The organism is Gordonia jacobaea (assembly GCF_001186365.1).
GTDB classification, from domain to species: Bacteria; Actinomycetota; Actinomycetes; order Mycobacteriales; family Mycobacteriaceae; genus Gordonia; species Gordonia jacobaea.
In genome coordinates this window covers 175,258-201,164 of sequence record NZ_LDTZ01000018.1, presented here as the reverse complement: position 1 = coordinate 201,164, position 25,907 = coordinate 175,258, and the positions used below count along the sequence as shown (strand labels likewise).

Annotated in this window: 22 protein-coding genes; 14 read left to right on the top strand and 8 right to left on the bottom strand. The window is 66.8% G+C overall.

Going from position 1 to position 25,907, the window contains the following annotated elements; all coding sequences use genetic code 11:
- Positions 1-4: 4 nt before the first annotated feature.
- The 3 genes from glpX to ABW18_RS22475 all read right to left on the bottom strand — a co-directional run bounded on the left by glpX (position 5) and on the right by ABW18_RS22475 (position 3,491).
- Entirely contained in the window at positions 5-1,000 is a 996-nt protein-coding gene (gene glpX, locus ABW18_RS14275; protein WP_049699629.1) for a class II fructose-bisphosphatase, read from the bottom strand.
- A 164-nt stretch (positions 1,001-1,164) separates the two neighbouring features.
- Entirely contained in the window at positions 1,165-1,959 is a 795-nt protein-coding gene (locus ABW18_RS14270) for an amino acid ABC transporter ATP-binding protein (protein WP_049699628.1), read from the bottom strand.
- Positions 1,956-3,491: an ABC transporter permease subunit gene (locus tag ABW18_RS22475; RefSeq protein WP_083444420.1), complete on the bottom strand. Its 1,536-nt coding sequence runs from the start codon at positions 3,489-3,491 to the stop codon at positions 1,956-1,958. The genes ABW18_RS14270 and ABW18_RS22475 overlap by 4 nt, the downstream gene beginning before the upstream one ends.
- Before the next feature lie 103 nt (positions 3,492-3,594).
- Here ABW18_RS22475 and ABW18_RS14255 point away from each other — a divergent pair, with 103 nt between their 5' ends.
- The gene (locus tag ABW18_RS14255) at positions 3,595-4,161 is read left to right on the top strand and encodes a DUF4245 domain-containing protein (RefSeq protein WP_049699816.1); all 567 of its coding nucleotides are present in this window, start codon (positions 3,595-3,597) and stop codon (positions 4,159-4,161) included.
- A 56-nt stretch (positions 4,162-4,217) separates the two neighbouring features.
- Here the strand turns inward: ABW18_RS14255 and ABW18_RS14250 are convergent, their stop codons facing one another.
- Genes ABW18_RS14250 through ABW18_RS14240 form a run of 3 tightly spaced genes read right to left on the bottom strand, consistent with a single transcriptional unit; the run spans position 4,218 to position 6,696 of the window.
- Positions 4,218-4,496, bottom strand: a complete 279-nt coding sequence (locus tag ABW18_RS14250; protein ID WP_049699627.1) for an exodeoxyribonuclease VII small subunit — start codon at positions 4,494-4,496, stop codon at positions 4,218-4,220.
- Complete coding sequence (gene xseA, locus ABW18_RS14245; RefSeq protein ID WP_049699626.1) at positions 4,493-5,839, bottom strand: exodeoxyribonuclease VII large subunit; 1,347 nt, start codon at positions 5,837-5,839, stop codon at positions 4,493-4,495. The genes ABW18_RS14250 and xseA overlap by 4 nt, the downstream gene beginning before the upstream one ends.
- Entirely contained in the window at positions 5,836-6,696 is an 861-nt protein-coding gene (locus tag ABW18_RS14240) for a lipid droplet-associated protein (protein WP_049699625.1), read from the bottom strand. The genes xseA and ABW18_RS14240 overlap by 4 nt, the downstream gene beginning before the upstream one ends.
- A gap of 83 nt (positions 6,697-6,779) precedes the next feature.
- Between ABW18_RS14240 and ABW18_RS14235 the strand changes: the two genes are divergently transcribed.
- The gene (locus ABW18_RS14235; RefSeq protein WP_049699815.1) at positions 6,780-7,736 is read left to right on the top strand and encodes a 4-hydroxy-3-methylbut-2-enyl diphosphate reductase; all 957 of its coding nucleotides are present in this window, start codon (positions 6,780-6,782) and stop codon (positions 7,734-7,736) included.
- 26 nt (positions 7,737-7,762) lie between these two features.
- Here ABW18_RS14235 and mycP read toward each other — a convergent pair whose 3' ends face one another.
- Positions 7,763-9,145: a type VII secretion-associated serine protease mycosin gene (mycP, locus tag ABW18_RS14230; RefSeq protein ID WP_414652008.1), complete on the bottom strand. Its 1,383-nt coding sequence runs from the start codon at positions 9,143-9,145 to the stop codon at positions 7,763-7,765.
- Between the two features lie 2 nt (positions 9,146-9,147).
- On the bottom strand, positions 9,148-10,719 hold the full coding sequence (eccD, locus tag ABW18_RS14225) for a type VII secretion integral membrane protein EccD (RefSeq protein WP_053117482.1): 1,572 nt from the start codon (positions 10,717-10,719) through the stop codon (positions 9,148-9,150).
- A gap of 126 nt (positions 10,720-10,845) precedes the next feature.
- On the opposite strand from eccD, the gene eccCa reads away from it, so the two are divergent.
- The 12 genes from eccCa to ABW18_RS14165 all read left to right on the top strand — a co-directional run bounded on the left by eccCa (position 10,846) and on the right by ABW18_RS14165 (position 25,799).
- Positions 10,846-15,033 (top strand): type VII secretion protein EccCa, encoded by a 4,188-nt coding sequence (eccCa, locus tag ABW18_RS14220; RefSeq protein ID WP_049699624.1) that lies wholly within the window; start codon positions 10,846-10,848, stop codon positions 15,031-15,033.
- Positions 15,030-16,355 carry a type VII secretion-associated protein gene (locus ABW18_RS14215; protein ID WP_083444409.1) on the top strand — a complete coding sequence of 442 codons (1,326 nt, stop codon included), beginning with the start codon at positions 15,030-15,032 and terminating at the stop codon, positions 16,353-16,355. The genes eccCa and ABW18_RS14215 overlap by 4 nt, the downstream gene beginning before the upstream one ends.
- Positions 16,356-16,535: 180 nt before the next feature.
- Positions 16,536-16,979 (top strand): 50S ribosomal protein L13, encoded by a 444-nt coding sequence (gene rplM, locus ABW18_RS14210; RefSeq protein ID WP_049699623.1) that lies wholly within the window; start codon positions 16,536-16,538, stop codon positions 16,977-16,979.
- The gene (gene rpsI, locus ABW18_RS14205) at positions 16,976-17,578 is read left to right on the top strand and encodes a 30S ribosomal protein S9 (RefSeq protein ID WP_053117479.1); all 603 of its coding nucleotides are present in this window, start codon (positions 16,976-16,978) and stop codon (positions 17,576-17,578) included. Before rplM ends, rpsI begins: the two co-directional genes overlap by 4 nt.
- A gap of 1 nt (position 17,579) precedes the next feature.
- Positions 17,580-18,983 (top strand): phosphoglucosamine mutase, encoded by a 1,404-nt coding sequence (glmM, locus tag ABW18_RS14200; protein ID WP_049699622.1) that lies wholly within the window; start codon positions 17,580-17,582, stop codon positions 18,981-18,983.
- A gap of 4 nt (positions 18,984-18,987) precedes the next feature.
- Complete coding sequence (locus ABW18_RS14195) at positions 18,988-19,686, top strand: HAD family hydrolase (RefSeq protein ID WP_049699810.1); 699 nt, start codon at positions 18,988-18,990, stop codon at positions 19,684-19,686.
- A gap of 204 nt (positions 19,687-19,890) precedes the next feature.
- Positions 19,891-20,253 (top strand): hypothetical protein, encoded by a 363-nt coding sequence (locus ABW18_RS14190; protein ID WP_235434391.1) that lies wholly within the window; start codon positions 19,891-19,893, stop codon positions 20,251-20,253.
- On the top strand, positions 20,250-21,251 hold the full coding sequence (locus ABW18_RS14185) for a hypothetical protein (RefSeq protein WP_053117476.1): 1,002 nt from the start codon (positions 20,250-20,252) through the stop codon (positions 21,249-21,251). Before ABW18_RS14190 ends, ABW18_RS14185 begins: the two co-directional genes overlap by 4 nt.
- A complete protein-coding gene (locus tag ABW18_RS14180; RefSeq protein ID WP_049699619.1) occupies positions 21,248-21,523 on the top strand; it encodes a hypothetical protein in 276 nt (91 codons plus the stop codon). Before ABW18_RS14185 ends, ABW18_RS14180 begins: the two co-directional genes overlap by 4 nt.
- Before the next feature lie 10 nt (positions 21,524-21,533).
- Positions 21,534-22,469 (top strand): dienelactone hydrolase family protein, encoded by a 936-nt coding sequence (locus ABW18_RS14175; protein WP_049699618.1) that lies wholly within the window; start codon positions 21,534-21,536, stop codon positions 22,467-22,469.
- Between the two features lie 6 nt (positions 22,470-22,475).
- Entirely contained in the window at positions 22,476-24,338 is a 1,863-nt protein-coding gene (glmS, locus tag ABW18_RS14170) for a glutamine--fructose-6-phosphate transaminase (isomerizing) (protein ID WP_049699617.1), read from the top strand.
- Between the two features lie 6 nt (positions 24,339-24,344).
- Complete coding sequence (locus ABW18_RS14165) at positions 24,345-25,799, top strand: bifunctional ADP-dependent NAD(P)H-hydrate dehydratase/NAD(P)H-hydrate epimerase (RefSeq protein ID WP_049699616.1); 1,455 nt, start codon at positions 24,345-24,347, stop codon at positions 25,797-25,799.
- The last annotated feature ends 108 nt before the right edge of the window (positions 25,800-25,907 follow it).

Below are 25,907 nucleotides of genomic sequence, written 5' to 3'. Positions count from 1 at the left end.
TTCGCTAGATGTCGAGGCGGGCGTATTCGCGCAGCTTGGTGGTGCGGTGCACCGCCTCGATACGGCGGATGGTTCCCGACTTCGAGCGCATGACCAGCGAACGAGTGGTCGCACCGCCTCGGCGGTAGGTGACGCCGCGAAGCATGTCGCCATTGGTGACGCCGGTCGCCGCGAAGAAGCAGTTCTCGCCGCGGACCAGGTCGTCGGTGCCCAGCACACGGTCGAGGTCGTGTCCGGCGTCGATCGCCTTCTGGCGCTCTTCGTCGTTGCGCGGCCACAGCTTGCCCTGGATCTCGCCGCCCATGCACTTCATCGCGACTGCGGTGATGATGCCCTCCGGCGTACCGCCGACACCCATGAGCATGTCCACCGTCGAGTAGTCACCGGCAGCGGCGATCGCGCCCGCGACGTCGCCGTCGGAGATCAGGCGGATCTTGGCGCCTGCCCTGCGGATCTCGCCGATGAGGTCGGCGTGGCGCGGACGGTCGAGGACGACGACGGTCAGATCGCCGACGTCGATGCCCTTGGCCTTGGCGACCGAGTTGACGTTCCATTCGACCGACTCGTCGATGTTGATGGCGCCCTTGGCTTCCGGGCCGACGGCGATCTTGTCCATGTAGAAGACGGCAGACGGGTCGTACATGGTGCCGCGCTCGCTGACCGCGATGACGGCGATCGAGTTGGGGCGACCCTCGGCCATCAGTGTGGTGCCGTCGATGGGGTCGACCGCGACGTCGCAGTCAGGGCCGAATCCGTTGCCGACCTCTTCGCCGTTGAACAGCATCGGGGCCTCGTCTTTTTCGCCCTCACCGATCACCACGACGCCGCGCATGGAGACTGTCGAGAGAAGCTCGCGCATCGCGTCGACGGCTGCGCCGTCGCCCTTCTTCTTCTCGCCGCGTCCCACCCAGCGCCCTGCGGCGAGTGCCGCGGCCTCGGTGACCCGCACCAGCTCCATGGCAAGGTTGCGGTCGGGTGCCTGGTGGTTCTCGGCTGTCATGTCTGATCGACTCCTTGGCGTTGGCAGTGACGCGGCCGCAGTGGCGTACGCGGCAGTGGGCGAACGACGCCCGTCAATCATCCTTTCATGGCGAGTGCGAGTTCACTCACCCGCCTCGGGCGTGATCTGAGGCGTCGATGCAGCGCACGCGGGTCGTGGAGGGCTCAGAGGGGGTCGAGGATGCGACGGAGGAACTGACGCGTGCGTTCCTGCGCGGGATGTGCGATCACCTCGTCGGGACCTCCGCGCTCGACGATCACACCACCGTCGACGAACAGCACCTGGTCGGCGACCTCCTGCGCGAATCGGATCTCGTGGGTCACGACGACCATGGTCCAACTCTCCTCGGCGAGCCCCTTGAGTACTTTCAGCACGTCGCCGACGAGTTCGGGATCGAGCGCCGACGTCGGTTCGTCGAACAACAGGACCTGCGGGTGTAGCGCGACGGCGCGGACGATCCCGACTCGCTGCTGCTGGCCACCCGACAACTGGTGGGGGTACTGGTCGCGCTTCTCGGCGAGCCCGACGCTCGAGAGCAGTCGATCTGCCTCGGCGATGGCGTCGGCCTTGGTGCGGCGCTGCACAGTGACGGGCCCTTCGATGACGTTCTCGAGGACGGTTTTGTGGGGAAAGAGGTTGTAGTTCTGGAACACCATCGCGCTCTGCGCGCGGTACTTGGTGACGTCGGACTTCGAGTACGTGCCGCCGAAGTCGATCGTCTGCTCGCCGACGCGGATGACGCCGGCGTCGGGGATGTCGAGGGCGTTGAGGGATCGCAGGATGGTCGTCTTGCCCGAGCCGGACGGACCGAGGATGACGGTCACCGTGCCGCGGTCGACGGTGAAGTCGATCCCGCGCAGAACGTGGTTGTCGCCGAAGGACTTCTGCAGTCCCGCGACGTCGACGACACTCTCCGGCTGATTGACTCTCTCCGGCTGATCACTGATGGGTTCACTCATGGCGTCACGAACCTTCCCAAGCGGGACTCGAGCCTGTTCTGCAGGGCTGACAGGACCATGCACACGATCCAGTAGTAGATGGCTGCGGTGGTGTAGAGCGCGAAGAACTCGAACGTCGGCGCCGCGGCGAGTTGGGCGACGCGCAGCAGCTCTGTCACCAGGATCGTCGACGCGAGGGAGGTGTCTTTGACCAGCGAGATCAGCGTGTTGGACAGACCCGGCACCGCATTGCGCGCCGCCTGCGGCAGGATGATCCGACGCATCGTCGTGCGGTAGTTCATGCCGATCGTCTGGGCGGCTTCTGTCTGCCCCTTCGGAACCGAGAGGATCGCGCTGCGGATGATCTCGGCGGCGTATCCGCCGACGTTCAGCGAGAACGCGACGACGGCGGCGGGGAACGGTGGCACCTTGATGCCCAGTTCGGGTAGCGCGTAGAAGATGATGAACAACTGCACCAACAGTGGGGTGCCGCGGACGATCGAGATGTAGACGCGCGCCAGCCAGTTGATCACTCGTGTCTGTGAGAGCCGTGCCAGTGCGACGACCAGGGCGATCACCAGCCCGATCACGAAGCTGATCGCGGCGAGCGGAATGGTGACGGTGATCGTGGCCTTGGCCATCGGCCACAGATTGTCGCCGATGATCTTCCACGTGCTGCGCGGTACGGCCTGCTGCTGTTGCGCGGCAGCGCTTCCGCTGGCGTCTGCCTTGAGGTACTTCTGCGAGATGGTCGACAGGGTTCCGTCGGCGCTCAGCTCGTCGAGTGCCTTGTTGATGTCGCCGGTGATTCCGCTGTTCTTCCTGGCGGCGAAGGCCTGCTCGCTGGTGTCTCCGGTCTTGGCGGCGATCTTGACGCTCTTGTCGCCGGTCTCGGCGAAGTAGGCGTAGACCGCGACGCTGTCGTTCACGGTTGCCTGGACGCGACCCTGGTTGAGCAGCTTGATCGCCTGGGTGAAGCCCTCGACGGATTCGACGTTCGCGCCTGCGTCGCGGGCCACCTGTGCCCAGTTGCTCGTGGCCGACTGTGCGGTGGTCTTGCCCTTGAGGTCGTCGAGCGAGCGGATGGAGTTGTCGTCGGTGCGGGTGACGATCACCCCCTCGCTGACGGCGTATGGCTTGGAGAGGTCGTATTTGGCCTTGCGTTCCGGCGTGATCGACACCTGGTTTGCGACGACGTCGAATCGGCCCGACTCGAGTCCCGCGAAAATGGAATCCCAAGGGGTGGTGACGAATTCGGCTCGTACGCCCATCTTCTTGGCGACCGCATTCGCGACGTCGACATCGTAGCCCGCGAGCTCACCCGTCGTGGGATCGCGGTAGCTGAACGGCGCGTAGGTGCCCTCGGTGCCGACGCGCAGCACGCCGGACGAACGGATCTCGTCCATGCCGTTGCGTTGATCCTCGGAACCGGCGCACGCAGCGAGTGTCGCCGCGGCGATGAGTGCGGACAACACGACGACGGCGATGCGTCCCCTGCCGCCGAGTCGGACGACGGACCCGACACGGGACACGACGAGCTGTAGCGCGCGCATACGGCACCGTACCGCGTGGCGGTGACAGTCGATTGTGGCGGCGGGCACGCTGGTCGAGGGGCGCGACGAGGGGTGCGGCGTGCGGCTGGGATACTCGTCAGCCATGGCGAGCAAACCCCGCATCCTGACCAGCGGCAAGGACATGATCTGGACGCTGATCCCGTTGCTGGCGGTGTGCGCGCTGGTGGCGATCGCATCCGGCAACTGCTCGGTGGGACTGACCGGCACCGCGTCCGACGACAAAACCCCCGCGTACGACGTCTACAACGGACTGGCCGCGGACGCGCGGACCATGCCGTTTCCGATTCGACGCCCCCCGACGCCGGAGGACTGGAAGCCGAACTCGGGCAGCACTGGGGAGATGGCAGGCGGCGCGACGTCGAGCAACGTCGGTTGGGTCACCGGCACCGGCGCCTATCTGCAGCTCACGCAGACCAATGCGTCCGAGGACGATCTCGTCGACAAGCTCGGCGGCGACGACGTCTCGTCGGGAACGGGCACCAAGCACATCGGCGGGCACACCTGGGTGACCTATTCGACGCACGACGACAACAAGTTCTGGATCACCGATCTCTCCGACGTGCGGATTGCCGTGATGTCGCGCGGTCCCGACTCCGAGATGGAGCAGATGGCGCAGTCGGTGCTCGCCCAGCAGCCGCTGCCGAAGTAGGGCTCTCGAGCGCTTTTGTCGGAATTCCGGTCCGGGTGAGCCCAGTCCGGACGAGCTCAGTCCTCGTCGGAATCTGAGTCGTCGAACTCCTCATCCTCGTCGTCCTCGCCGGGTGAGAGGGCAGCCTCGATGCGGTCACGCGCGCCGGTGAGGTGTTCCTCGCAGCGCGTCGCCAATGCTTCGCCGCGTTCCCAGAGTGCGAGCGATGCGTCGAGGTCGAGGCCACCGTGTTCGAGTGTCGTGACGACCTCGATGAGCTCGTCGCGTGCCTGCTCGTAACCGAGCTGCGCCACCGGAATCGGCTTGGCGGACTTGCCTTTCGCGGGGCCGGTCACTTCGTGCTCCTCTTCGTGCTGGGGGTGTCGGTGCTCTTCGCTGTGTGCTTCTCGGCGTCGGGGGCGGGTTGTGGTGACGTGACCTCAGCCGCCGCGGCGCCGTCGCCGACGCGGATGCGCAGTCGTGCGCCCGCGGGCATCTGGTCGGTCGAGGTCACCACGTGGGGTTCGCCGTCGTCGACGCGTTGGACGACGGCGTATCCGCGGGCGAGCGTCTGCGCCGGACCGAGTGTCGACAGGCGGGCGGAGAGATGTTCGACGCGGCGCTGCTCGGCGTCGACCATCCTGCTGACGTCGCGCCGGATATCGCGGCGCATGCGTTCGACGTCGTCGGAGCGCCGGTCGATCATGGTGAACGGGTTGGCCAGGACTGGCCGTGCACGCAGGCCCGCGATCACCCGTTCTTCGCGGTGGACCCAGTTGCGCAGTGCGTGCGCGCTGCGTCGGCGCATCTCGGCGATGCCCGCGAGTTCGGCGGTGACGTCGGGGACGACGCGCTTGGCCGCGTCCGTCGGGGTGGCGGCGCGGATGTCGGCGACGAGGTCGAGGAGCGGATTGTCGGGTTCGTGTCCGATCGCGCTGATGACCGGCGTGGTGCATGCTGCGACGGCCCGCAGCAGGGCCTCGTCGGAGAAGGGGAGCAGATCCTCGACGCTGCCACCGCCGCGTGCGATCACGATGACGTCGATTTCGGGGTCGGCGTCGAGATCGGCGAGGTGCGCCAGGATGCGTGGCACCGCTGTCGGTCCCTGGACGGGAGCGTCGCGGACCGCGAAGCGCACCTGCGTCCATCGTGCTTGCGCCACCGACATCACGTCACGCTGCGCGGCGCTCGCGCGTCCGGAGATCAGCCCGACGGTGCGGGGCAGGAACGGCAGTGACCGCTTGAGGCGCGGATCGAAGAGTCCCTCCGCCGCCAGGAGTTGTTTGAGGCGCTCGATGCGCAGGAGTAGCTGGCCGACGCCGATGGGCCGAATGTCTGTGACGCGCAACGAGATCGTGCCGCGGCCGGCGTAGAAGTCGGGTCGGCCGAGCATCACGACGTGGCTGCCCTCGGTCACGGGCACCTCGGTGCGCATCAACAGGTCGGGGCTGCAGGTGACGGTGATCGAGATGTCGGCGGCCGGATCACGCAGCGTGAGGAACGAGGTTCGGGTACCTGGTCGGCGCGAGACCTGGGTGACCTGACCCTCCACCCAGATCTGCCCGAGCCGGTTGATCCACTCCGCGATCTTGCGGTTGACGGTGCGTACCGGCCACGGGTTGTCGGCGTTGTTTCCCGTGTCCTGGGAGTTCCCGCTGTCTCTGGAGTTCCCGGGCGGCGTTGCGTTCGCCGAGGTCACGACCGCTTGTTCTGGGCGGTGATCCGGTTGTCGAGCATCGTGATGAACGGCGCCCGGTTCTTTGTCGCCGTCTCGTACGTGACCAACGCGGTGAGGTCGTCGAGGTCGACGGCCCGCAATTTGGCGCGCAGTTGGGCCAGCGTCAGGGTGTCGTACTCGATGAACTCGACGATCTCCGGCTTGTCGACGTCGGAGAGGTTGTCGTCCGTGGGGGCTGTCTCACCTGCGATGAGGTCGGCGGGTGCGGAGCTGTAGAGCGCGAACCGCCCTGCGTCGGCACGGGGCGCCGCGGCCTCGGTGGTCTTCGACGACGCCGGTGTCGCGGTCTTAGCGGGTTCCGCCTTGGGGGTGGCCTTCGCGGGCGTCGAGTTCTTGGTCGCCGTGCTCGTCTCGGCCGTGGCCTTCGGGGCTTTTGTCGCTGTGTCCTTATGGGCCGACTTCTTCTGCGCCGAACTCTTGTCGGCCGAACTCTTGTGCGCCGCGGCGGGCTCAGTGGACGACTTCGCAGTCATCTTCGGTGCCGCGTGCAGCGTCGTGACCTGGGCGGTCCGGGTCACGGTTGGTTCGGTGTCCGGACTCTCGATGGGCGTCCCGGGGTCGATCTCGGTCAGCTCGTCTTCGTCGAAGCGTGCCCACTCGGGCTGTTCGTCGGGTTTGTCGAAGAGAAGGTCGAGCGCCTCGTCGCCCTTGATGGCCAGCTCGGCGATCTGCTGCTGTGCCCGCATACCGGCTTGCAGCGTCTGACTAACCGCTGTCATGGGCAGCGTGAACAGGCGAGTCGGCAGTCGGCGGGTCTCTTCGATTGCCACGACGATGAGACCTGCGGCGATACGTGCAGGATAGGGTGCGCGAACCATGACAACACTCTGCCATCTGGTCTGCGTCACACCAACCCGAAGTGCGGCGGTTCGCGGGCATGACACCACGTACCCTGGAGACCATGTCTGAACCCAAGCGTGTCCTGCTGGCCGAGCCGCGTGGTTACTGCGCGGGCGTCGACCGTGCGGTCGAGACCGTCGAACGCGCCCTGGACAAGCACGGAGCACCGGTCTACGTGCGTAAAGAGATCGTTCACAACAGGCACGTCGTGGACACGCTCACCGAGCGTGGCGCCGTGTTCGTCGGCGAGACCGACGAGGTACCGGAGGGTGCGATCGTCGTCTTCTCCGCGCACGGGGTGTCGCCGGAGGTGCATCGCACGGCTGCGGCCCGCAGTCTCAAGACCATCGACGCCACCTGTCCGCTGGTCACCAAGGTGCACCAGGAGGCCAAGCGCTTCGCCCGCGACGATTACGACATCCTGCTGATCGGTCACGAGGGCCACGAAGAGGTCGAGGGAACCTCCGGCGAGGCTCCTGAGCACATCCAGATCGTCGACGGCCCCGACAGCGTCGACAAGGTGACCGTGCGCGACGAGTCCAAGGTGATCTGGCTCTCGCAGACCACACTGTCGGTCGACGAGACGATGGAAACCGTGCGGCGGCTGCGGGAGAAGTTCCCCCTTCTGAACGACCCGCCGAGCGACGACATCTGCTACGCCACGCAGAACCGCCAGGTCGCGGTGAAGGCGATGGCTCCGCAGTGCGATCTGGTGATCGTGGTGGGGTCCAAGAACTCGTCGAACTCGGTGCGGCTTGTCGAGGTCGCGGTGCAGAACGGCGCCAAGGACGGCCACCTTGTCGACTACGCCCGCGAGATCGACGACTCGTGGCTCGATGGCGTCTCGACTGTCGGCGTCACCTCCGGTGCGTCGGTGCCCGAGGTCTTGGTGCGCGGAGTGCTCGACTACCTCGCCGAGCGCGGCTACAACACGGTCGAGAAGGTCAACACCGCCGAGGAGACGCTGACGTTCGCACTGCCGCGCGAGTTGCGGCCCGCGCGGACGTCGTCGAAGTAGCCGACGCCTGTTGTACTCCCGGCGAGTCAGTACTCGTCCGGACTGAGCGTGCGGGTGCGTCGATGTGGCAGCGCGAGTGCGAGAACCACGATGATGAGCACCGCGGCCGCTCCCGTGCCGAGCAGGGCGACGTTGCGAGCGGTGTGATCGGGCGGCGGTGGTGACGGTGGCGCTGCGATCGGATGTGCGACGGCGTCGGCGCGCGGGGTGTCGTCGAGTTCTGCGGTGAGCGCCGCGACGGGGTCAACGACTCCGAATCCGATACGGGTATCGCGACCGTTACCCGGCGCGTGGGCCGTTCTGGTGACACGATCGATGACCGCGGCGGCGGTCAGTCGCGGGTATCGAGCACGGACAAGCGCGACGAGGCCGCTCACGTAGGCGGTCGAAAAGCTGGTGCCGCGCAAGGGGATTGGACCCGACTGATCCTGCTGCGCATACACGACCCGACCCGAACCGTCGATGCTGACGACGTCGGTTCCCGGTGCCGCTACAGACACCCACGGTCCGTTGATGCTGAAATCGCTGGGAGCGCCGGTGCCCGCGTCCACGGAGCCGACCGTGAGCACATACGGCGAGAACCATGCGGGGCTCGCGATCATCGAGACCGAACGCCAGCCCGTCGGGTCGTCTCCGCTGGGGATCGGATTCTGACTCGAACATGCCGAATCACGCGTCAGATTGCCCGCGGCGACGACGACAACGACGTCGCGCGTGTGCGCGTATCTCACTGCGGCGCCGAGCGATCGGTCGTTGAGCTTGGACCCTACGGCGGCACACGCCACCTCCGAGATGTTGATGACCGTTGCGCCGAGGTCGACGGCGCGGACCACCGCGTTGGCGAGCGTGCGGACCGAGCCGTATCCACTTCCCACGTTCGGATCGTCGGAACCGCGAGAACGCTTGGCGCCGAACGCTGTACTCGACTGACGAATCGAGATGATCGACGCGTCGGGTGCCACGCCGGTAAAGGCGTCGGTGCTGCTCGGCGCGCCCGCGATGATGCCCGCGACGAGTGTGCCGTGTGCGTCGCAGTCGGACAAACCGTCGCCGGTCGACACGTAGTCGCCACCCGCGGTCAGCCGGGGGAGTCGTCGACTCGGGCTCACGCCGGTGTCGATCACCGCGACGCGCTGTCCGGTGCCCCTGCTGAATCGCCAGGCGTCCGGCAGCCGCATCATCGCCTGCGCACCCGTCGCAGACGAATACGCTTCTGCGGCAATCGGTGTGGCACACAGCGTGCGTTGCTCTGTGGCTTCGGGCGGTGCCACGGGTGCAGATCTGACCAGCGCGGCGGCGTCGATGATCGGTGGTGTCACCGCAAGCGCCGGAGCCTCACTCGAGCATACGAGCACCGCGACGCACGAGACCATCGCCGCCACAACAGACCATGCGCGTGCGCGCGCCAACGTCAGAACTCCCGCACGATGCGGTAAAGGTCGAGTATCCACAGCAGCAACGGGATGACCGCGAGCAGCAACGCATACTCGAACAGTTCTGCGCTGCGCCGCAGCATCGGTGAGAAGTCATGAGCCGCAGCGAGTCTGCCGACGATCACGGCAACGACAGCCAGTGCCGTTGCGACGCCGAACCCGACGAGTGCCCACGGCGACGGATCGCCCACCGCGAGTCCGACGAAGACCGCGATCACCGTCAACGCGCCACCGGCGATCTGTGTTGCCGCCTGCGCGAGGTCGCTGTACGAGCGACCACGCAGGCACAGGACCAGACCGATGACGATCGCGTATGTGACCGCGATCACGTGGAATCCCGAGAGGGGAGCGGCTGTACCACATGCTGCTATTGCGGTGACAGTGGTTGCGCCGCCGATGATCCCGGTCAGATACGCGTTGGCGAGATGTGAGCGTCGTTCGAGCGCATCGACTTTGGGTAGCGCAATCGCACCGATAGCGCCGATCCCCTCGATCGCAGGCGTCGGTTCGAACACGTCGAGGTCGATCGGTGCGCCCGCCGTCGGTACCGGTGGCACAGGCAGTTTGGTGAGTAGGATCGTCGCGCGCGATGCGGTGCACACGGTCAACAGGCCGACTGCCGCCACGACCGCCGACACCTTCTCGACACCCACGCCGTCTGCGACGAGCGCCAGGACTGCTCCACCGCCTGCCAGCGCGGCGGCAGTGGTCAGCGCGCTGTGGGTGACCGGCCCGACCGCGGTCACGCGATACGAGACGACAGCGGCGAGCAAGACCAGCGCGCACCCCAGCGCCAGGTGGGCGGCGCCGAAGGTGCCGGGAGGCGTCAACAGGCCCGTGACGAATGCGAATGGCATGGCCGACGCCGACAGCACGGTTGCCGACGGCGCGTCGTCGTAGTGTCGCGCGACAACCGCGGCGGCGACAAGAAATGCCAGCGCCGCGATCGCACCGAATATTGCTGTCGTGCTTCCCATTCCGCCGAGTCGAGTGAGGCCGAGCGATGTGGCTGCACCCAGTGTGGCCACCAAGGTCGCGACGTATCCGCTGTAGCGCGCGGCGGTCGGCGACCACGTCGCGAACACCGAATCGTTGAGTCGTGCGACGGCGTCGACGACGTCGTCGAACAGCACAGGCGATTCGCCGGTGTCGACCGACTGCAGCATCAGGAGGTCGCCGTCGCGAACACCTGACTCCGACAACGTTCGGTTCGGCGCGAGCGGTTGCTGTCCGACGAGTGCGAGCGTCCAACGGTGATGGCGGTCGGGTGGCTGCGTCGAGGGGCCGACGTCGGGGTCGTCCTGGTCGCGCTGGACCGGGATGCGTGAGGTGATCTGGGCGACGAGTTCGCCGATCAGCACTGCCACCGGCACGGCAGCGGGGAGCCCGACGTCGAGTTGGGTGTTGCCGCCGAGGACCGACACTCGCACGAGTGCCGGCTCGATCGACGTCGTACGGCCGGCGCTGCGCTCGGTGGCTGAGCTGCCCCCGACCAGCCCGCCCCCGACCGGGCTGCCCCCGCCCGTCCTCGACGTGTCCACAGATGTCATGTTTGTCCGTTCTCCCCGCGGTTGGGAGTTAACATAGCGAACTACGACATCGACGACCAGCCAAGTCTCAACAGGGCTAGAAGCCATGAGGCGCAGCGTGTGTCCGGGTTCTGTGGGGGAGATGAGTTGGCTTCGACGACCGAGGGGTTCGTGCGGCGTGCGCGGATCGCCATGCCGCGTACCCCCGGCGGTGAGTTGACGATCGCGCCCCCGCCCGACGTTCCCCGTGTGGTCCCCGGGAACCTGTTGATGAAGCTGCTTCCGGTCGTCATGGTCGTCGCGGTCATCGGAATGCTGGCGTTGATGTTCGCGACCGGCGGTCGCAACATTCTCAGCAACCCGCTGTTCATGATGTTTCCGCTGATGATGCTCATGTCGATGTTCGGCATGTTCGCCGCGGGTGGTCGGGGAGGGGGTAAGCGCGCCGCGGAGCTCAACGAGGAGCGCAAGGACTACTTCAGGTACCTCGGACAACTGCGGGAACAGGTCCGCGACACCGTCGACGCGCAGCGCGCAGCGCTGACCTGGAGTCATCCCGACCCGCGCGCACTCCCGACGCTCATCGGTACGCGCCGGATGTGGGAACGACGGCCATCCGATGCCGACTTCGCACACGTCCGGATCGGTGTGGGCGCGCACGGGCTCGCGACACGCCTGATGCCGCCAGAGACCGGGCCACCCGAAGACCTCGAGCCCGTTTCGATGGTGGCGTTACGCCGTTTCGTCCGAACACATTCCGTCGTTCACCGATTGCCGACGTCGATCTCCCTGCGCGGGTTTCCGGCAGTCAACATCGGCGGCGTGCGCGGGGAGACACGCGACGTGGTGCGCGCCCTCGTCGCAGAGCTGTGTGTGTTCCACGGGCCCGACCACCTGCGGATTGCGATCGTCACCTCCGACCCCGTCGGCGAGGCGTGGGACTGGACGAAATGGCTTCCTCACGTGGGACATCCGAGCCTCCGTGACGGACTGGGGCCGATGCGCATGATTTTCGAGTCGCTGGCTGATCTGGAGACGTCGCTTGCCGCGGAACTACTCGACCGCGGTCGATTCAGCAGATCCGCGCCGCCCGTCGCCGGTCGAGCGCACCTCGTCGTGATCATCGACGACGGCCACGTCGCCGGTGACGAGCGGCTGATCAACGATGCCGGTACCGAACAGGTGACCGTTCTCGATCTGTCCGCCCCGCCCGACGGCCTCGCGGCGAGACGCGGACTCGAGCTGACGATTCGCGGCGGAAAGGTTTGTGCGCGAAGCGCTGTCGGCATCGAGGAGTTCGCCGACATGGATGGGTTGACGATCGCCGAAGCGGAGGCCATTGCACGCAGACTGGCTCGCTATCATGTGGCAACCGCGGCGAGCCTGGCCAACCTGGACTCCGAAGCCACGGCGGGAGACCCGGGACTGCCCGCTCTCCTCGGCATCGACGATGTTGCCCGATTCGATCCAGCTGTCGAATGGCGCGGACGGACGGGTAAGGATCGTCTGCGTGTTCCGATCGGTTTCCAACCGAATGGAACCCCCGTCGAACTCGACATCAAAGAGAGCGCACACGGCGGAACCGGGCCGCACGGATTGTGCATCGGCGCAACGGGTTCGGGGAAGTCCGAGTTTCTGCGCACGCTTGTCGTGTCGATGTTGGCGACCCATTCGCCCGCCGAACTCAACCTGGTGCTCGTCGACTTCAAAGGCGGGGCGACGTTCCTGGGGCTCGAATGGGCGCCACACGTCGCGGCGATCATCACCAACCTCGAACAAGAGCTGGCGATGGTCGATCGGATGAAGGACGCGCTCTCCGGTGAGATGACTCGTCGCCAGGAGGTGCTTCGTGCCTCGGGAAACTTCGCCAACGTCGCCGAGTACGAGCGTGCGCGCGCGTCGGGTGTGCGTCTCGAGCCGATGCCAGCGCTGTTCATCATCGTCGACGAGTTCTCCGAATTGCTTTCCCAGAAGCCCGATTTCGCGGAGCTGTTCGTAGCGATCGGGAGGCTCGGGCGTTCTCTGCACATCCATCTGCTGCTGGCCTCGCAGCGGTTGGAGGAGGGCAAGCTGCGCGGTCTCGACAGTCACCTGTCGTATCGCATCGGGCTGAAGACCTTCTCGGCCAACGAGTCGAGGTCGGTGCTCGGCGTTCCCGACGCCTACCATCTGCCGAGCGTCCCGGGCTCTGCATACCTCAAATGTGACAGCGCCGAACCGATCAGGTTCAACACCTCGTACGTGTCAGGGGCCTATCACTCGCCGTCTGCCTACCTCGACGAGATCGACGAGGACCCCGACCGTCCGCGCGCCACGATGAAATTGTTCTCGGCGTTGCCGGTGCCACTCGACGGCGCGGACCACGACGGTGCAGATTACGGCGGGGCAGGTTACGGCGGGGCAGATTACTCAGTGGCGCAGCAAGGTTCGGTACTCGATGCCGCGCTGGCGCTGCTCGACGAGGAGCCGCCGGCCGTCGACGCGAGCACTGCAGGCATGAACGCGGTCGACGGAAGCGCGTCGGGCGATTCCGGTGACAACGGCAACGTCGGTGCCGACGTCGTCGGAGTCGGGGTTCCGACGTTGCTGCAGACACTTGTCGGGAGGATTGCCGGACACGGACCCGCGGCGCACGGTGTCTGGTTGCCGCCGCTCGACGAGTCGCCGACAGTCGATGCACTTACCGGTTGGGACGTGAACCGGGCTACCGCACCAGGCAATCTCGTCGCTGCCGTCGGCATCGTCGACCGCCCGTATGACCAGCGTCGCGACCTGCTCCTGCTCGACCTGTCCGGCGGCGCAGGCAATGTCGCGGTTGTCGGTGGCCCGCAATCGGGCAAGTCGACGACGCTGCGGACTCTGGTCATGTCGATGGCGGCAACGCACACGCCCGAGCAGGTTCAGTTCTACTGCCTCGATTTCGGTGGAGGCAGCCTCGCGGGTCTGACCGGTGTCCCGCACGTCGGGTCGGTGGCTTCGCGCGGCGACCTCGACGCGGTGCGTCGCACGGTCGCCGAGGTGTCGGCGATCCTGCGCCGTCGCGAATTGTTATTCGCGCGCTTGGGAATCGAGTCGATGCAGGATTTCCGCGCGCGTCGGTCGCAGTGGTTCGCCACCGGAATCCTCGCCGACGACGACCCTCTCGGCGACGACCGGCACGGCGATGTGTTCCTCGTCTTCGACGGCATCGCGGTGCTCCGCGGCGAATTCGACTTCCTCGACGAACAGATCAGCACGCTTGTCTCACAGGGACTCTCGTATGGAGTCCACGTCGTCATCGCGGCGTCGAGATGGGCAGAGGTCAAGCCGGCGATGCGCGACCTGATGGGCAGTCGGATCGAACTGCGGCTCGGCGACCCCAGCGATTCGACGATGGGCAGGCGCGTGGCGGCATCGGTGCCGCAAAATCGACCAGGACGCGGACTCACCGCACAGGAGCTGCACATGCTCATCGCGCTGCCGAGGCTCGACGGGGTCTCCTCGTCGGAATCGCTACGCGCAGGCGTCGCTCACGCCGCCGAGAAGCTGCAGACCATCTACGGGGCCGACCGGCAAGCAATGCCGGTTCGCAAACTCGGCACCGAGATCACGCGTGAGCGCGTCGACGAGTTGTTGGCGGCGTCGTCGATCACGTTGGCGCCCAACCAGGTAGCGATCGGCGTCGGCGAACTCGAGCTCGCTCCCGTCATCCTCGACTTCGGCGTGCAGCCGCACTTCATGGTGTTCTCCGACGTCGAACACGGCAAGACCAACGTGCTCAGGACGATCGTGAACGGGCTCGTGCGCAATTCGACGCCCGACGAGGTCAAGATCGTCCTCGTCGATTTCCGTCGGACCATGCTGGGCATCATCGAGGGCGATCATCTCGCGGGCTATGCGAGCTCGACCGAGAACGCGGGATCGATGATGACCCAGCTCGCGGGCTACTTCCGTGATCGGCTGCCACCGGAAGACCTCACGGTGCAGCAGCTGAAGGAACGTAGCTGGTGGTCGGGCCCCGACATCTACGTCATCATCGACGACTACGACATGGTGGCCACCGGCGCGCGACATCCGATCGAACCGCTGGTCGAGATGGCGTCGCACGCCCGCGATATCGGACTGCACATCGTGCTCGCACGTCGGTCTGGTGGTGTCGGTCGGGCGATGTTCGATCCGGTGATCGCCCGCCTGAAGGACCTGTCGAGCGACGTGCTGCTGATGAGCGGCGACCGCGACGAGGGCTACATCGTCGGTCGATCCAGAATGCAGCAGCTCGTGCCCGGCCGCGGAGAACTCGTGTCGCGGGTCAGGCCGCAGGAGATGATCCAGGTGTCCCTCGAGGCGGATCAGTGAGCGTCGCGATCCCGCGGGAACTGCTCGCACCGGCCGCACCGACGGCCCCGCCGGTCGTCGTCGATCTTGCGTACGGCGAGGCGGTCGTCGACACCATGACCTGGCCGGAGCTCTCCGATGTCACCTTCCTGCTCGACCACATCGACGCGGCCGTGGTGACCGTGGCCGGCGCGTCGCGTGATGTCGCGGAGCTGTGGCGTGAGGTGTTGTGGAACATCGCTCGCAGCGTGAGCGGCAGACCCATCCTGATCGGCCACCCCAGCACCTGGGGGTCGGTGCGGTGCGGAGTTCTCTCCCGGGCGGCGGCAGGTATGCACCCGCCCGTGAGCCTGATACCGCGCGCTGTTCTCGTGGCCCGCAGTCACAGCGACACCGTGATGGGCAACTGCGTGGTCGTCGAGACGACACACCGGCCGAGCTATCCGGCCGACACGGTGCCACCGACCTGGGATGTTGCGCGGATGGTTCGCACCTCCGCGGGATGGGCGATCGAGCGCAGCGGGGTCATTACTGTCGACGGCGATGCGCAGGCGGGGGAAAAGATCGTCGAGCTCATCGACGACTCGATCGAGGCGGTATTCGTCGACGGCGCAGACCGGAATCAGGTACGCGCCGCGATCGAGGAGATCTGCGCGCACACCGTCGCCGGACGAGTCGTGCCGGTCGATCGGGGACTTGTCCGTCGGCACGGAGCACGGACGACGGTTATTGCCCCGCTACCCGAGGCGGTGGGTGCTCAACCGGAGGACACACGTGCACGCCAGTCGTTCGCGCGGCGGTACCGACTGCCGATCGCATGCTGTGCCGCGCTGGTCGTCGGTCTGGTGGTGCTCGGCGTCGTCGGATGGGGACACCACGCGCCACAGGGCCCGGCATACCGCGACGCCGTGGTCGGGCGCACGACGCTCTCGGTGCCCGCCGCCTGGCATCACAGTGCACCGCCGATGCCCGGCGATCCGACCGATCGTGGCGAGGGCCAGACCCGCAGTGTCTTCACCGATCCGGGGTCCGGTGGCCGGATACTCCTCGTGCAGAGCGACGTCCGGTCGGCGTCGACGCTCGACTCGGTGGCGAACAGTCTGCGCAACCGGATCAGTCAGCGTGGAGACGACGTGGTGAGTGAGTTCTCGGCGTCGACGAGGTTCGGAGATCGCGAGGTGATCGCCTACCGCGAGGCGCCGGCGTCGGGGTCGGCGATCCGCTGGTACGTGCTGGTCGACGACGACCTTCAGGTGAGTATCGGGTGCCAGGCCGGTTCTGCGGGAGAATCGGTCGACGCCCACTGTGCACGGGCTGTGTCGACGGTGCGGATCGTCCCGTGATGCCACCGGCCGCGTTTTGACCCTGACCTGCGGCGTCGCGTACTCTGAATCGCTGGTGCGTGACACCTTCGCTCCTGCACGGAGCAAGGTAGCAGAGCCCCGGGTCCCCACTGGTCGCCGGGAATCGTCTCCGTCTGCGCTCCTGACCAGCACCATCGACATAAGAGTTGAGGACCACCTGTGCCTACTTACACCCCGAAGGCCGGTGACATCACGCGTACGTGGCATGTCATCGACGCCAACGACGTGGTGCTCGGCCGGCTGGCCGTGCAGAGCGCGAACCTGCTCCGCGGCAAGCACAAGCCGACCTACGCACCCCACATGGATGGCGGCGACTTCGTCATCATCATCAACGCCGAGAAGGTTGCGCTGACCAGCAACAAGGCTGACCGCAAGCTGAACTACCGGCACTCCGGACATCCGGGTGGCCTCAAGGTGCAGACCACCGCAGAGCTGCTCGACTCGCACCCCGAGCGGGTCGTCGAGAAGGCGATCAAGGGAATGCTGCCCCACACCAAGCTCGGCCGCGCAATGGCCTCGAAGCTCAAGGTGTACGCAGGCCCGAACCATCCCCACGCGGCCCAGCGCCCCGTTCCCTTCGAAATCAAGCAGGTGGCCCAGTGAGCAACGAGAACATCAGCGACGAGGCTGTGGAAAACGCAGTCGAGAACGCCGCCGAGGCGCAGGCCGCTGCCGGTGAGAACACCGCTGCCGCAGAGGGCGCTGTCGAAGCTGCCGTCGAGGCCGCTGTCGAGCTCGAGCAGGCCGCAGACGATTACGACACCGAGGCACCCGCTGCCGCCGAGGTCACCATCGATCGTGGTCCCGTGGTCATCGACCGTCCGATCCAGACCGTCGGTCGCCGCAAGGAGGCCGTGGTCCGCGTCCGCATGCTGCCCGGTTCGGGTGGATTCACCCTCAACGGCCGCAGCCTCGAGGACTACTTCCCCAACAAGGTTCACCAGCAGCTCATCAAGGCTCCGCTGGTGACCGTCGAGCGCACCGAGTCGTTCGACATCTACGCCAAGCTCGTCGGCGGCGGCCCCTCGGGCCAGGCCGGTGCGCTGCGTCTCGCGATCGCCCGTGCCCTCATCGAGGTCACCCCTGAGGATCGTCCGGCACTGAAGAAGGCCGGCTTCCTGACTCGCGACCCGCGTGCGGTCGAGCGCAAGAAGTACGGCCTGAAGAAGGCCCGCAAGGCGTCGCAGTACTCCAAGCGCTGACTTGGCACGCCTTTTCGGTACCGACGGCGTCCGAGGCCTGGCCAACGACCAACTCACCGCAGAGTTGGCGTTGCGCCTGGCCTCGGCCGCCGCGGTCGTTCTCGGAGACCTTTCCACAACCGGCGACACCGCATCAGCCGGCGACAGCACCACGGGCTTTCGGCCCCAGGTGGTCGTCGGTCGTGATCCGCGCGCGTCGAGCGAGATGCTCGAAGCCGCGGTCTGTGCCGGACTCGCCTCGGTCGGCGCCGACGCCATCCGCGTCGGCGTGCTGCCGACGCCCGCCGTCGCCTTCCTGACCGGCGACTACGACGCGACGTTCGGTGTGATGATCTCGGCGTCGCACAATCCGATGCCCGACAACGGCATCAAATTCTTCGGCGCGGGCGGGCACAAGCTCGACGACGACGTCGAGGACCGGATCGAAGCCGTGATGACCTCCGGCGACGTTCCCCATCCCACCGGTGCGGGCGTTGGCCGTCTGCGCGAGGCGCCCGACGCCGGTGCTCGCTACGCAGCGCATCTCGCCGCAGCCATCGACGCGCGACTCGACGGACTCAACGTCGTCGTCGATTGCGCGAATGGTGCTGCGGCACAAGTGGGTCCGCAAGTGTTCGCCAGCGCTGGTGCCACCGTCACCACCATCCACGCCGAACCCGACGGCATCAACATCAACGCCGACTGCGGCTCGACGCACATGGAGAAGTTGCAGGCGGCAGTGCTGGAGCACGGCGCAGACCTCGGCATCGCGTTCGACGGCGACGCCGACCGCTGCCTCGCAGTCGACTCGACCGGACAACTGGTCGACGGCGACGCGATCATGGCCATTCTGGCCACCGCACTGCATGCCCGCGGCCGACTCGTCGACGACGTGCTGGTCGCTACCGTCATGAGCAACCTCGGTCTGCACATCGCCATGCGCGAAGCGGGAATCGAGGTGCGTACCACCGCTGTTGGCGATCGATACGTGCTCGAGGAACTGCGACGCGGAGGCTATTCGCTCGGTGGTGAGCAGTCCGGTCACATCGTCTACCCGCAGGCGGGAACGACCGGCGACGGCATCCTCACCGGGTTGCTGCTGATGGGGCAGATCGTCAGGTCGGGCAAGCGTCTGGCCGAACTCGCGTCGATCGTCACCGTGCTGCCGCAGGAACTCATCAACGTTCGAGTCACCGACAAGCACGCGGTCGCGATCGCCGACTCGGTGCGCGACGCCGTCGAGGCGGCCGAGCAGGAGTTGGGATCGACAGGACGAGTTCTGTTGCGCCCCTCGGGAACCGAGCAACTCGTCCGCGTCATGGTCGAGGCACCGACTCCCGAGCTCGCACACGGCATCGCCGAGCGGATTGCGTCGGTCGTCGCCGAAGCAGGCGCGTCGGCGCGGTTGGCGTCGGGACGTCGGTGACACGTTGAGCGGCACTCCCAAAGCAGTCCTTTTCGACTTCTCCGGGACGCTGTTCCGCTTCACCGACCAGCCCGAATGGTTTGCCGACCTCCACGACGAGAACGGTCAACCGCTGCACCTCGACCACCAGATGGAACTCATCCGACGGATGACCCAGCCCGTCGGACTTCCCGCCGCCGTCGAAGACGACGATCGGATCTCCTGGGAGAGAAGAGATCTCGATCCGGCCGAGCATCGTCGTGCATATCTGGCGATTCTGCGGGCATCGGGACTGTCGGTTCCCGGCCAGGCGGAGTCGCTCTATGAACGGGTGCTCGACCCCGCGTCGTGGGAGCCGTTCGACGACACCGCGACGGTACTGCGGGGCCTGAAGGCGGCGGGTGTTCCGGTCGGCATCGTCAGCAACATCGCCTTCGACGTGCGCAAAGTGCTCGAGCGCGTGGGTCTGCGCGATCTGGTCGACGCGTACGCACTGTCCTACGAGGTCGGCGCGATCAAGCCGAATCCGAGGATCTTCGAGGCCGCCCTCGACGAGCTCGGTGTCGCCGGCTACGACGCCCTGATGATCGGGGACAGCTCCGAAGCCGACGGCGGGGCGACGCGCATCGGCAGCGCCTTCGAGCTCGTACACGACGTGCCGCCGCAGCAACGCCCGACAGCCCTGGTCGACGCCGTGGAGCGGCACGGAATCGCTTTGTCGTAGCGTTCTGCGAGCTCGTCGACTGCGACTGCTGCCGAGCAGTCTTCGGCTGCGCTCAGAAATCTCGGCGAACATGGAACCCGCGGCGCATTCTCACCGTCTAGACTTCAACGCCACACGTAGATAGCCGCATATCGGGCAGCCCGACGAGGTGCCCGGCGCTATCTCGACAGCGCGGGCGGCAGACGGGGTGGGACTGTGTCGGAAGTGAGTTCGCAGGCGGCGGGAGAGCGTCTCCGCGTCGACCTCGATCAGGTGCACGGGGTGGTCTCGTTCTATCGGCGTGCGTCGCTGGTCGTCGGCGCCGCCGCATCCGACATGGAGTCGGCCGCCTTCGGTACGTGGTGTTCCGGCGAGGCGTACGCGACCCTCGCAGAACGCTACATCGCGATGGGAAACCATCTCGCACAACGACTCCGGGCCCAATCCGTCGCTGCGGCCGATCTCGCGGACACACTCGAACGCGGCATCACCAGCCTCGACGACGCCGATGCCGAGCTCACGCATGTCATCCGCCGAACCGTTGACGGCGATTCGGCGACCGTGAACCGGGCTGGAGCGGGCGAGTGACGCGGGCGATGGGGGAGGTGCTGGACAGCCTGCCGGTCCTACGCGAGCAGGCGATCGCGAGCGTCGACGACCTGATCTCGCTGATGGGTGTCGGCCGATCACTCGGGGTCGACGTTCCCGCCGACGACGAGCTGCGAGAACCGTTGGCGCGCATCGGACAATTCGACGTCGCCGCACTCGCCGACGATGCGCATCGGCTCGCGGCAGCACATCGCGCGGTGGCCGATCAACTGCACTGGCTGCCCGAGCAGCAGATCAGGCTCGACGACGGGTGGTCGGGCGCATCGGGCGACGCCACGACCGCGCTGCTCGTCGCACATCAGCGTCGCGCAGAGTCGGATCTCGGTGTGCTGCGCACCGTGTCGGAGTCGACGAACAGTGCGGCGTCGGGCATCGATCGACTATTGCGGACCTGGTACGTCACGGTCGCGCGTTGCTCCTGTCCCATCATCGCGGGCGTCCCGATCGCCGAGTTGCCCGCAGCGGTCCTCACCGGGGCGGTGCCGCTCTCGCTCGTGGCGGCAGACATCGCCTCGCGCGTGCGCCTGTTTCTCGACACCGCCGACACGACGGTCCGCACGCTCGACGAGATCCTCCACACGCTCAACCGGGCGACCGAGGGACTGGATGTCGAGACGTATCCCGATCGCGGACACGGCCGATCGGACGTGAATCACCCTGCACCGCACCAGATGTCGGTTGACCTCTCAGGCCACCCGCCGGTGCTACGCGATCGTGACGAAGGTGGCAGTGGCAGTGGCAATGGGAGTGACAGTGGTGCTGAGCGGGAAGTCCAGCCGTCCGATCGCACCGTCGAGCACGAGAACGTCGACGTTCCGCTCACCCTGCCGCAACCCGACGGTGCTCACCCCGACAGCGACGGTGCAAAACCCGACAGCCCCGCCCCGACCGACACGGCGCCCGCTGCCCAACCGCCCGCGACGTCGCACCACGACGTCGACTCGGGCGCAGACCTGGCACTGGCAGGAGACCAATGAGCCTCGCGGATCAGATCGACGCCATCGCTCGCGGCGCTACCGAATCGATCGTCGGCGCGTCGCGTGAGTTCACCGCAACGCAGGCCGAGTTGGCGAGGACTCTGGCCGAGCATCGACGACGGTCGGGAACGCAGACGGCCAGGATGCGCGACCAACTCGTCGACGACGCCGACGAGGCCGATGCGGTGCCTCGGCTGCTGCTGCCCGCAGATCTGGCCGACGCAAGTCCGCATTCTCCCCCTGAGGCGCTTTCGGGCGGTGTGACCACATAGGCTGAGCAACGTGGCCCGGAAAAAGCGCGTCTCCACGAAGTCTCCCGACAAGTTGTCCAAGCAGCTTGCTCGACGAGGTCCGCACAAGGTGTTGCGCGGCGACCTCGGCATCGTCGGAATGCCCGGTCTCGTCTTCACGCCGGCTGACGCCGGTCGGTATCCGGCTATCGCATTCGGTCACGGGTGGCTCACCGGTGCCGACCGCTACCGCTCGCTGCTCTATCACTTGGCGTCGTGGGGGATCGTCGTCGCGGCTCCCGACGATCAGAAGCGTGTGATGGCCTCCGACATCGCGCTGGCGGCACAGATGCGCGCGGCGGCGTCGATCGTCAGCAATTACTCGCTCGGCACCGGAGAGATCACCGTCGACCGAGACCGCATCGGGTTCGTCGGGCACGGTTTCGGTGCGTCCGCGGCCGTCATCGCCGCGGGTGATCAGCAACTACTCGGGCAGGAAGCACGGGACGTGCGCGGCGTCGTCGCACTGTTTCCGGCTCCGACCACGCAAGCGCTGCCGCAGGCCGCGAAGACCGCAACTGCTCCGTGTCTGCTGCTGACCGGGGCCGGAGATCTCGACAACGTCGACGCCAACGGGCTCGCGCTGGCTCGTGATTATGCGGGCGATGTGTCATTGCGCACCATCCCCAAGGCGACTCGGGCGGGCATCGTCGAGCGGCCCTCGGTCAAGTCGCTACTCGGATTCGCTGCGGTCGACCGCAAGTCTCATTCGACCGTACGTGCGATGACCACGGGATTTCTGCTGTACACCCTCACCGGCGACCCCCAGTACGCGGGCTTCGCCGACGCCGAGGCGCAGATTGGCAAGACCATGGTCGTCGACGTCGACGAACCGCCGCAGGAGCGCCTCGATTCGGTATCGCGATTGCTGGGTGCCAAGTCGGGCGGCGGGGCTCGTCAATTGCTCGCAAAAACCCCGGTACGCTGAACATCTATGTGTGGAATTGTCGGATACGTGGGCAGGCGAGACGCCCTCGACATCGTTGTCGAGGCGCTGCGTCGAATGGAGTACCGCGGATATGACTCGGCGGGTGTCGCCATTCTCGACGGGCACGGTCACACGACCGTCGAGAAGAAGGCAGGCCGTCTCGAGAACCTGGACAAACAGATCGCCGCGGTCGGTCGAGAAGCCCTGACGGGCACGACCGGAATGGGGCACACGCGGTGGGCGACGCACGGTCAGCCGACCGATCGCAACGCGCACCCGCATGTGAGCACCGACGGCAAGATCGCCGTCGTACACAACGGGATCATCGAGAACTACGCTCCGCTGCGCGACGAACTCGAGGCCGCGGGCATCGAGTTCACCTCCGACACCGACACCGAGACCGCGGTGCATCTCGTCGAGCGTGAGTACAACTCCGGCCCGACCGCAGGCGACTTCGTCGCGAGTGCGTTCTCCGCCCTGCGTCGACTCGACGGTGCGTTCACGCTGGTCTTCACGCATTCCGATCACCCCGACACGATCGTCGCGGCGCGTCGGTCGACGCCGCTGGTCGTCGGTGTCGGAAAGGACGAGATGTTCGTCGCGTCCGACGTCACCGCATTCATCGAGCACACGCGCGACGCCGTCGAACTCGGCCAGGACGAGGTCGTCGTGATCACCGCCGAGAGCTACACGATCACCGACTTCGACCAGAACCCTCGCCCCGGCAAGCCGTTCCACATCGACTGGGATCTCGCGGCCGCTGAGAAGGGTGGCTACGACTACTTCATGCTCAAGGAGATCGCCGAGCAGCCCCGCGCGCTCGCCGACACCCTGCTCGGGCATCTGGAGAACGGCCGGATCGTGCTCGACGAGCAGCGCCTGTCCGACGGCGACCTGCGCGACGTCGACAAGGTCTTCGTCGTGGCGTGCGGTACCGCGTATCACGCGGGCATGCTCGCCAAGTACGCGATCGAGCACTGGACCCGCCTACCCGTCGAGGTCGAGTTGGCCAGCGAGTTCCGGTACCGCGATCCGGTCCTCGACCGCCAGACGCTCGTCGTCGCCATCTCCCAGTCGGGCGAGACGGCCGACACGCTCGAGGCGGTGCGGCACGCCAAGGACCAAAAGGCCAGGGTCTTGGCGATCTGCAACACCAACGGTGCGCAGATCCCGCGCGAGTCCGACGCCGTGCTCTACACGCACGCCGGACCGGAGATCGGCGTCGCGTCGACAAAGTGCTTCCTCGCGCAGATCGCCGCGGCATATCTCGTGGGACTCGCGTTGGCGCAGGCCAGGGGCACAAAGTACGCCGACGAGGTCGCGCGTGAGTTCGGTGCGATGGAAGCAATGGTCGATGCGGTTCGCGAGGTGCTCGACACCATGGAGCCCGTCCGCGATCTCGCCCGTTCACTCGCCGATCGCGGCACTGTGCTGTTCATCGGTCGCCACGTCGGCTATCCGGTGGCGCTCGAGGGCGCGCTCAAGCTCAAGGAACTCGCCTACATGCACGCGGAGGGATTCGCTGCCGGCGAGCTCAAGCACGGCCCGATCGCACTCATCGAAGACGGACTGCCGGTCATCGTCGTGATGCCTCAGGCCGACGGTCGCGCGGTGCTGCACTCCAAGATGGTCAGCAACATCCGCGAGATCCAGGCGCGAGGCGCGCGGACGATCGTGATCGCCGAAGCCGACGACGACTCCGCGCGTGCCGTCGCCGATCACTTCATCCCGATCCCGAAAACGCCGACGCTGCTGCAGCCGCTGGTCTCGACCATCCCGTTGCAGGTCTTCGCGGCGAGCGTCGCGCAGGCTCGCGGCTACGACGTCGACAAGCCGCGCAACCTCGCCAAGTCGGTCACCGTCGAGTAGGTCCTGATGCCGGTCAGCTACCTCACCGCCGACGCCGTCCGCGCCGAGGAACGCGCGACAGGGGAACTGCTGACCAACGGCACACTGATGCGCCGCGCCTCGCACGGCGTGGCTCAGGCAGTGGCCGCGCTTCTGGCCGAACGCACGAACGGTGTGGTGGGACGGGCCGTCGGGATCGTGGTCGGGGCAGGCGACAATGGCGGCGACGCCCTCTACGCCGGCGCTGAACTTGCCAGACGCGGCGCCGCGGTCAGCGCGACGCTGCTCGCCCCCGACAAGGCACATGCCGGTGGGTTGGCGGCACTTCGACGTGCACGTGGTCGGGTCGTCGAAACGCTCCCGAGTTCGCTCGACGTCGTCATCGACGGTGTCGTGGGGATAGGCGGTCACGGGCCGCTACGGCCCGCCGCTGCAACGGTTTTCGCGTCCGTCGATCCGCTGACACCGATCGTGGCCGTCGACCTTCCATCCGGTGTCGACGCCGATACAGGGCAGATCAACCAGCCCGCCGTCCGCGCCGACGTCACGGTCACGTTCGGCGTACGACGACACGCGCATCTGCTCGCCGCACCGCAATGTGGGCGAGTAGAGCTTGTCGACATCGGTCTTGCCGAGGACCCGGAGGGTGCACCGCTGGTGTCGACGCCCCCGACGCGGCCAAGGCTGTACGCACTCACCGATACCGAGATCGCCGACGCCTGGCCGGTCCCCGGACCGCACGACGACAAGTACACGCAGGGTGTCGTCGGAGTGATCGCGGGATCGCATCGGTATCCGGGCGCGGGCATCCTGTGCACGGGAGCCGCGGTGACCGCGACGTCGGGGATGACTCGGTATGTCGGGTCGGCGCACGCCGAGGTGGTCGAGCACTTTCCGGAGGTCGTAGCGGTACCGGACTTCGCCGACGCCGGTCGTGTGCAGGCGTGGATCGTCGGACCGGGAGCAGGAACAGACGACGCTGCCGTCGATCTGCTGGGAAAGATCCTCGCCACCGAGCTGCCGGTTCTCGTCGATGCGGATGGATTGACCGTCCTGTCCCAGCACCCAGAACTGGTACGTGGACGCGAGGCGCCGACACTGCTGACGCCGCATGCGGGTGAATTCGCACGCCTCACCGGCGAGGAGGTGGGTGCTGACCGCCTCGGGACGGTGGCCGGGCTCGCTCAGCGCTGGGGTGTGACGGTGCTGCTGAAGGGGCGCATCACGCTGGTCGCCGAGCCCGACGGCACGGTGTTCGGCAACGACGCGGAATCGTCGTGGGCGGCGACAGCAGGAGCGGGAGACGTGTTGTCGGGCATCGCAGGTGCACTGCTGGCGGCGGGCCTGCCACCCATCTGGGCGGGTGCGGCTGCAGCGAGGGTGCACGCCCGGGCAGCGGCGTTGGCCAGCGGTGGAGCGCCGATCGGTGCGTCGAATCTGCTGGCTGGGCTCCGGCCAGCTCTGCGCACACTGCTTGTCTGAAGGGGTACGTAGCCCTGGCTGGTCAGGGAGCTTGCTGAAGACGGCCCTTGCTAGAAATTCAGGTAGAAGGCAAGGACTGCATGCCCGATCAGATTCAGGCCTGTGACC

Coding starts and splice junctions, on each gene's coding strand:
- glpX (WP_049699629.1), bottom strand. CDS start 1,000: ATGACAGCCGAGAACCACCAGGCACCCGACCGCAACCTTGCCATGGAG.
- ABW18_RS14270 (WP_049699628.1), bottom strand. CDS start 1,959: ATGAGTGAACCCATCAGTGATCAGCCGGAGAGAGTCAATCAGCCGGAG.
- ABW18_RS22475 (WP_083444420.1), bottom strand. CDS start 3,491: ATGCGCGCGCTACAGCTCGTCGTGTCCCGTGTCGGGTCCGTCGTCCGA.
- ABW18_RS14255 (WP_049699816.1), top strand. CDS start 3,595: ATGGCGAGCAAACCCCGCATCCTGACCAGCGGCAAGGACATGATCTGG.
- ABW18_RS14240 (WP_049699625.1), bottom strand. CDS start 6,696: ATGGTTCGCGCACCCTATCCTGCACGTATCGCCGCAGGTCTCATCGTC.
- ABW18_RS14235 (WP_049699815.1), top strand. CDS start 6,780: ATGTCTGAACCCAAGCGTGTCCTGCTGGCCGAGCCGCGTGGTTACTGC.
- eccD (WP_053117482.1), bottom strand. CDS start 10,719: ATGACATCTGTGGACACGTCGAGGACGGGCGGGGGCAGCCCGGTCGGG.
- ABW18_RS14180 (WP_049699619.1), top strand. CDS start 21,248: ATGAGCCTCGCGGATCAGATCGACGCCATCGCTCGCGGCGCTACCGAA.
- glmS (WP_049699617.1), top strand. CDS start 22,476: ATGTGTGGAATTGTCGGATACGTGGGCAGGCGAGACGCCCTCGACATC.
- ABW18_RS14165 (WP_049699616.1), top strand. CDS start 24,345: ATGCCGGTCAGCTACCTCACCGCCGACGCCGTCCGCGCCGAGGAACGC.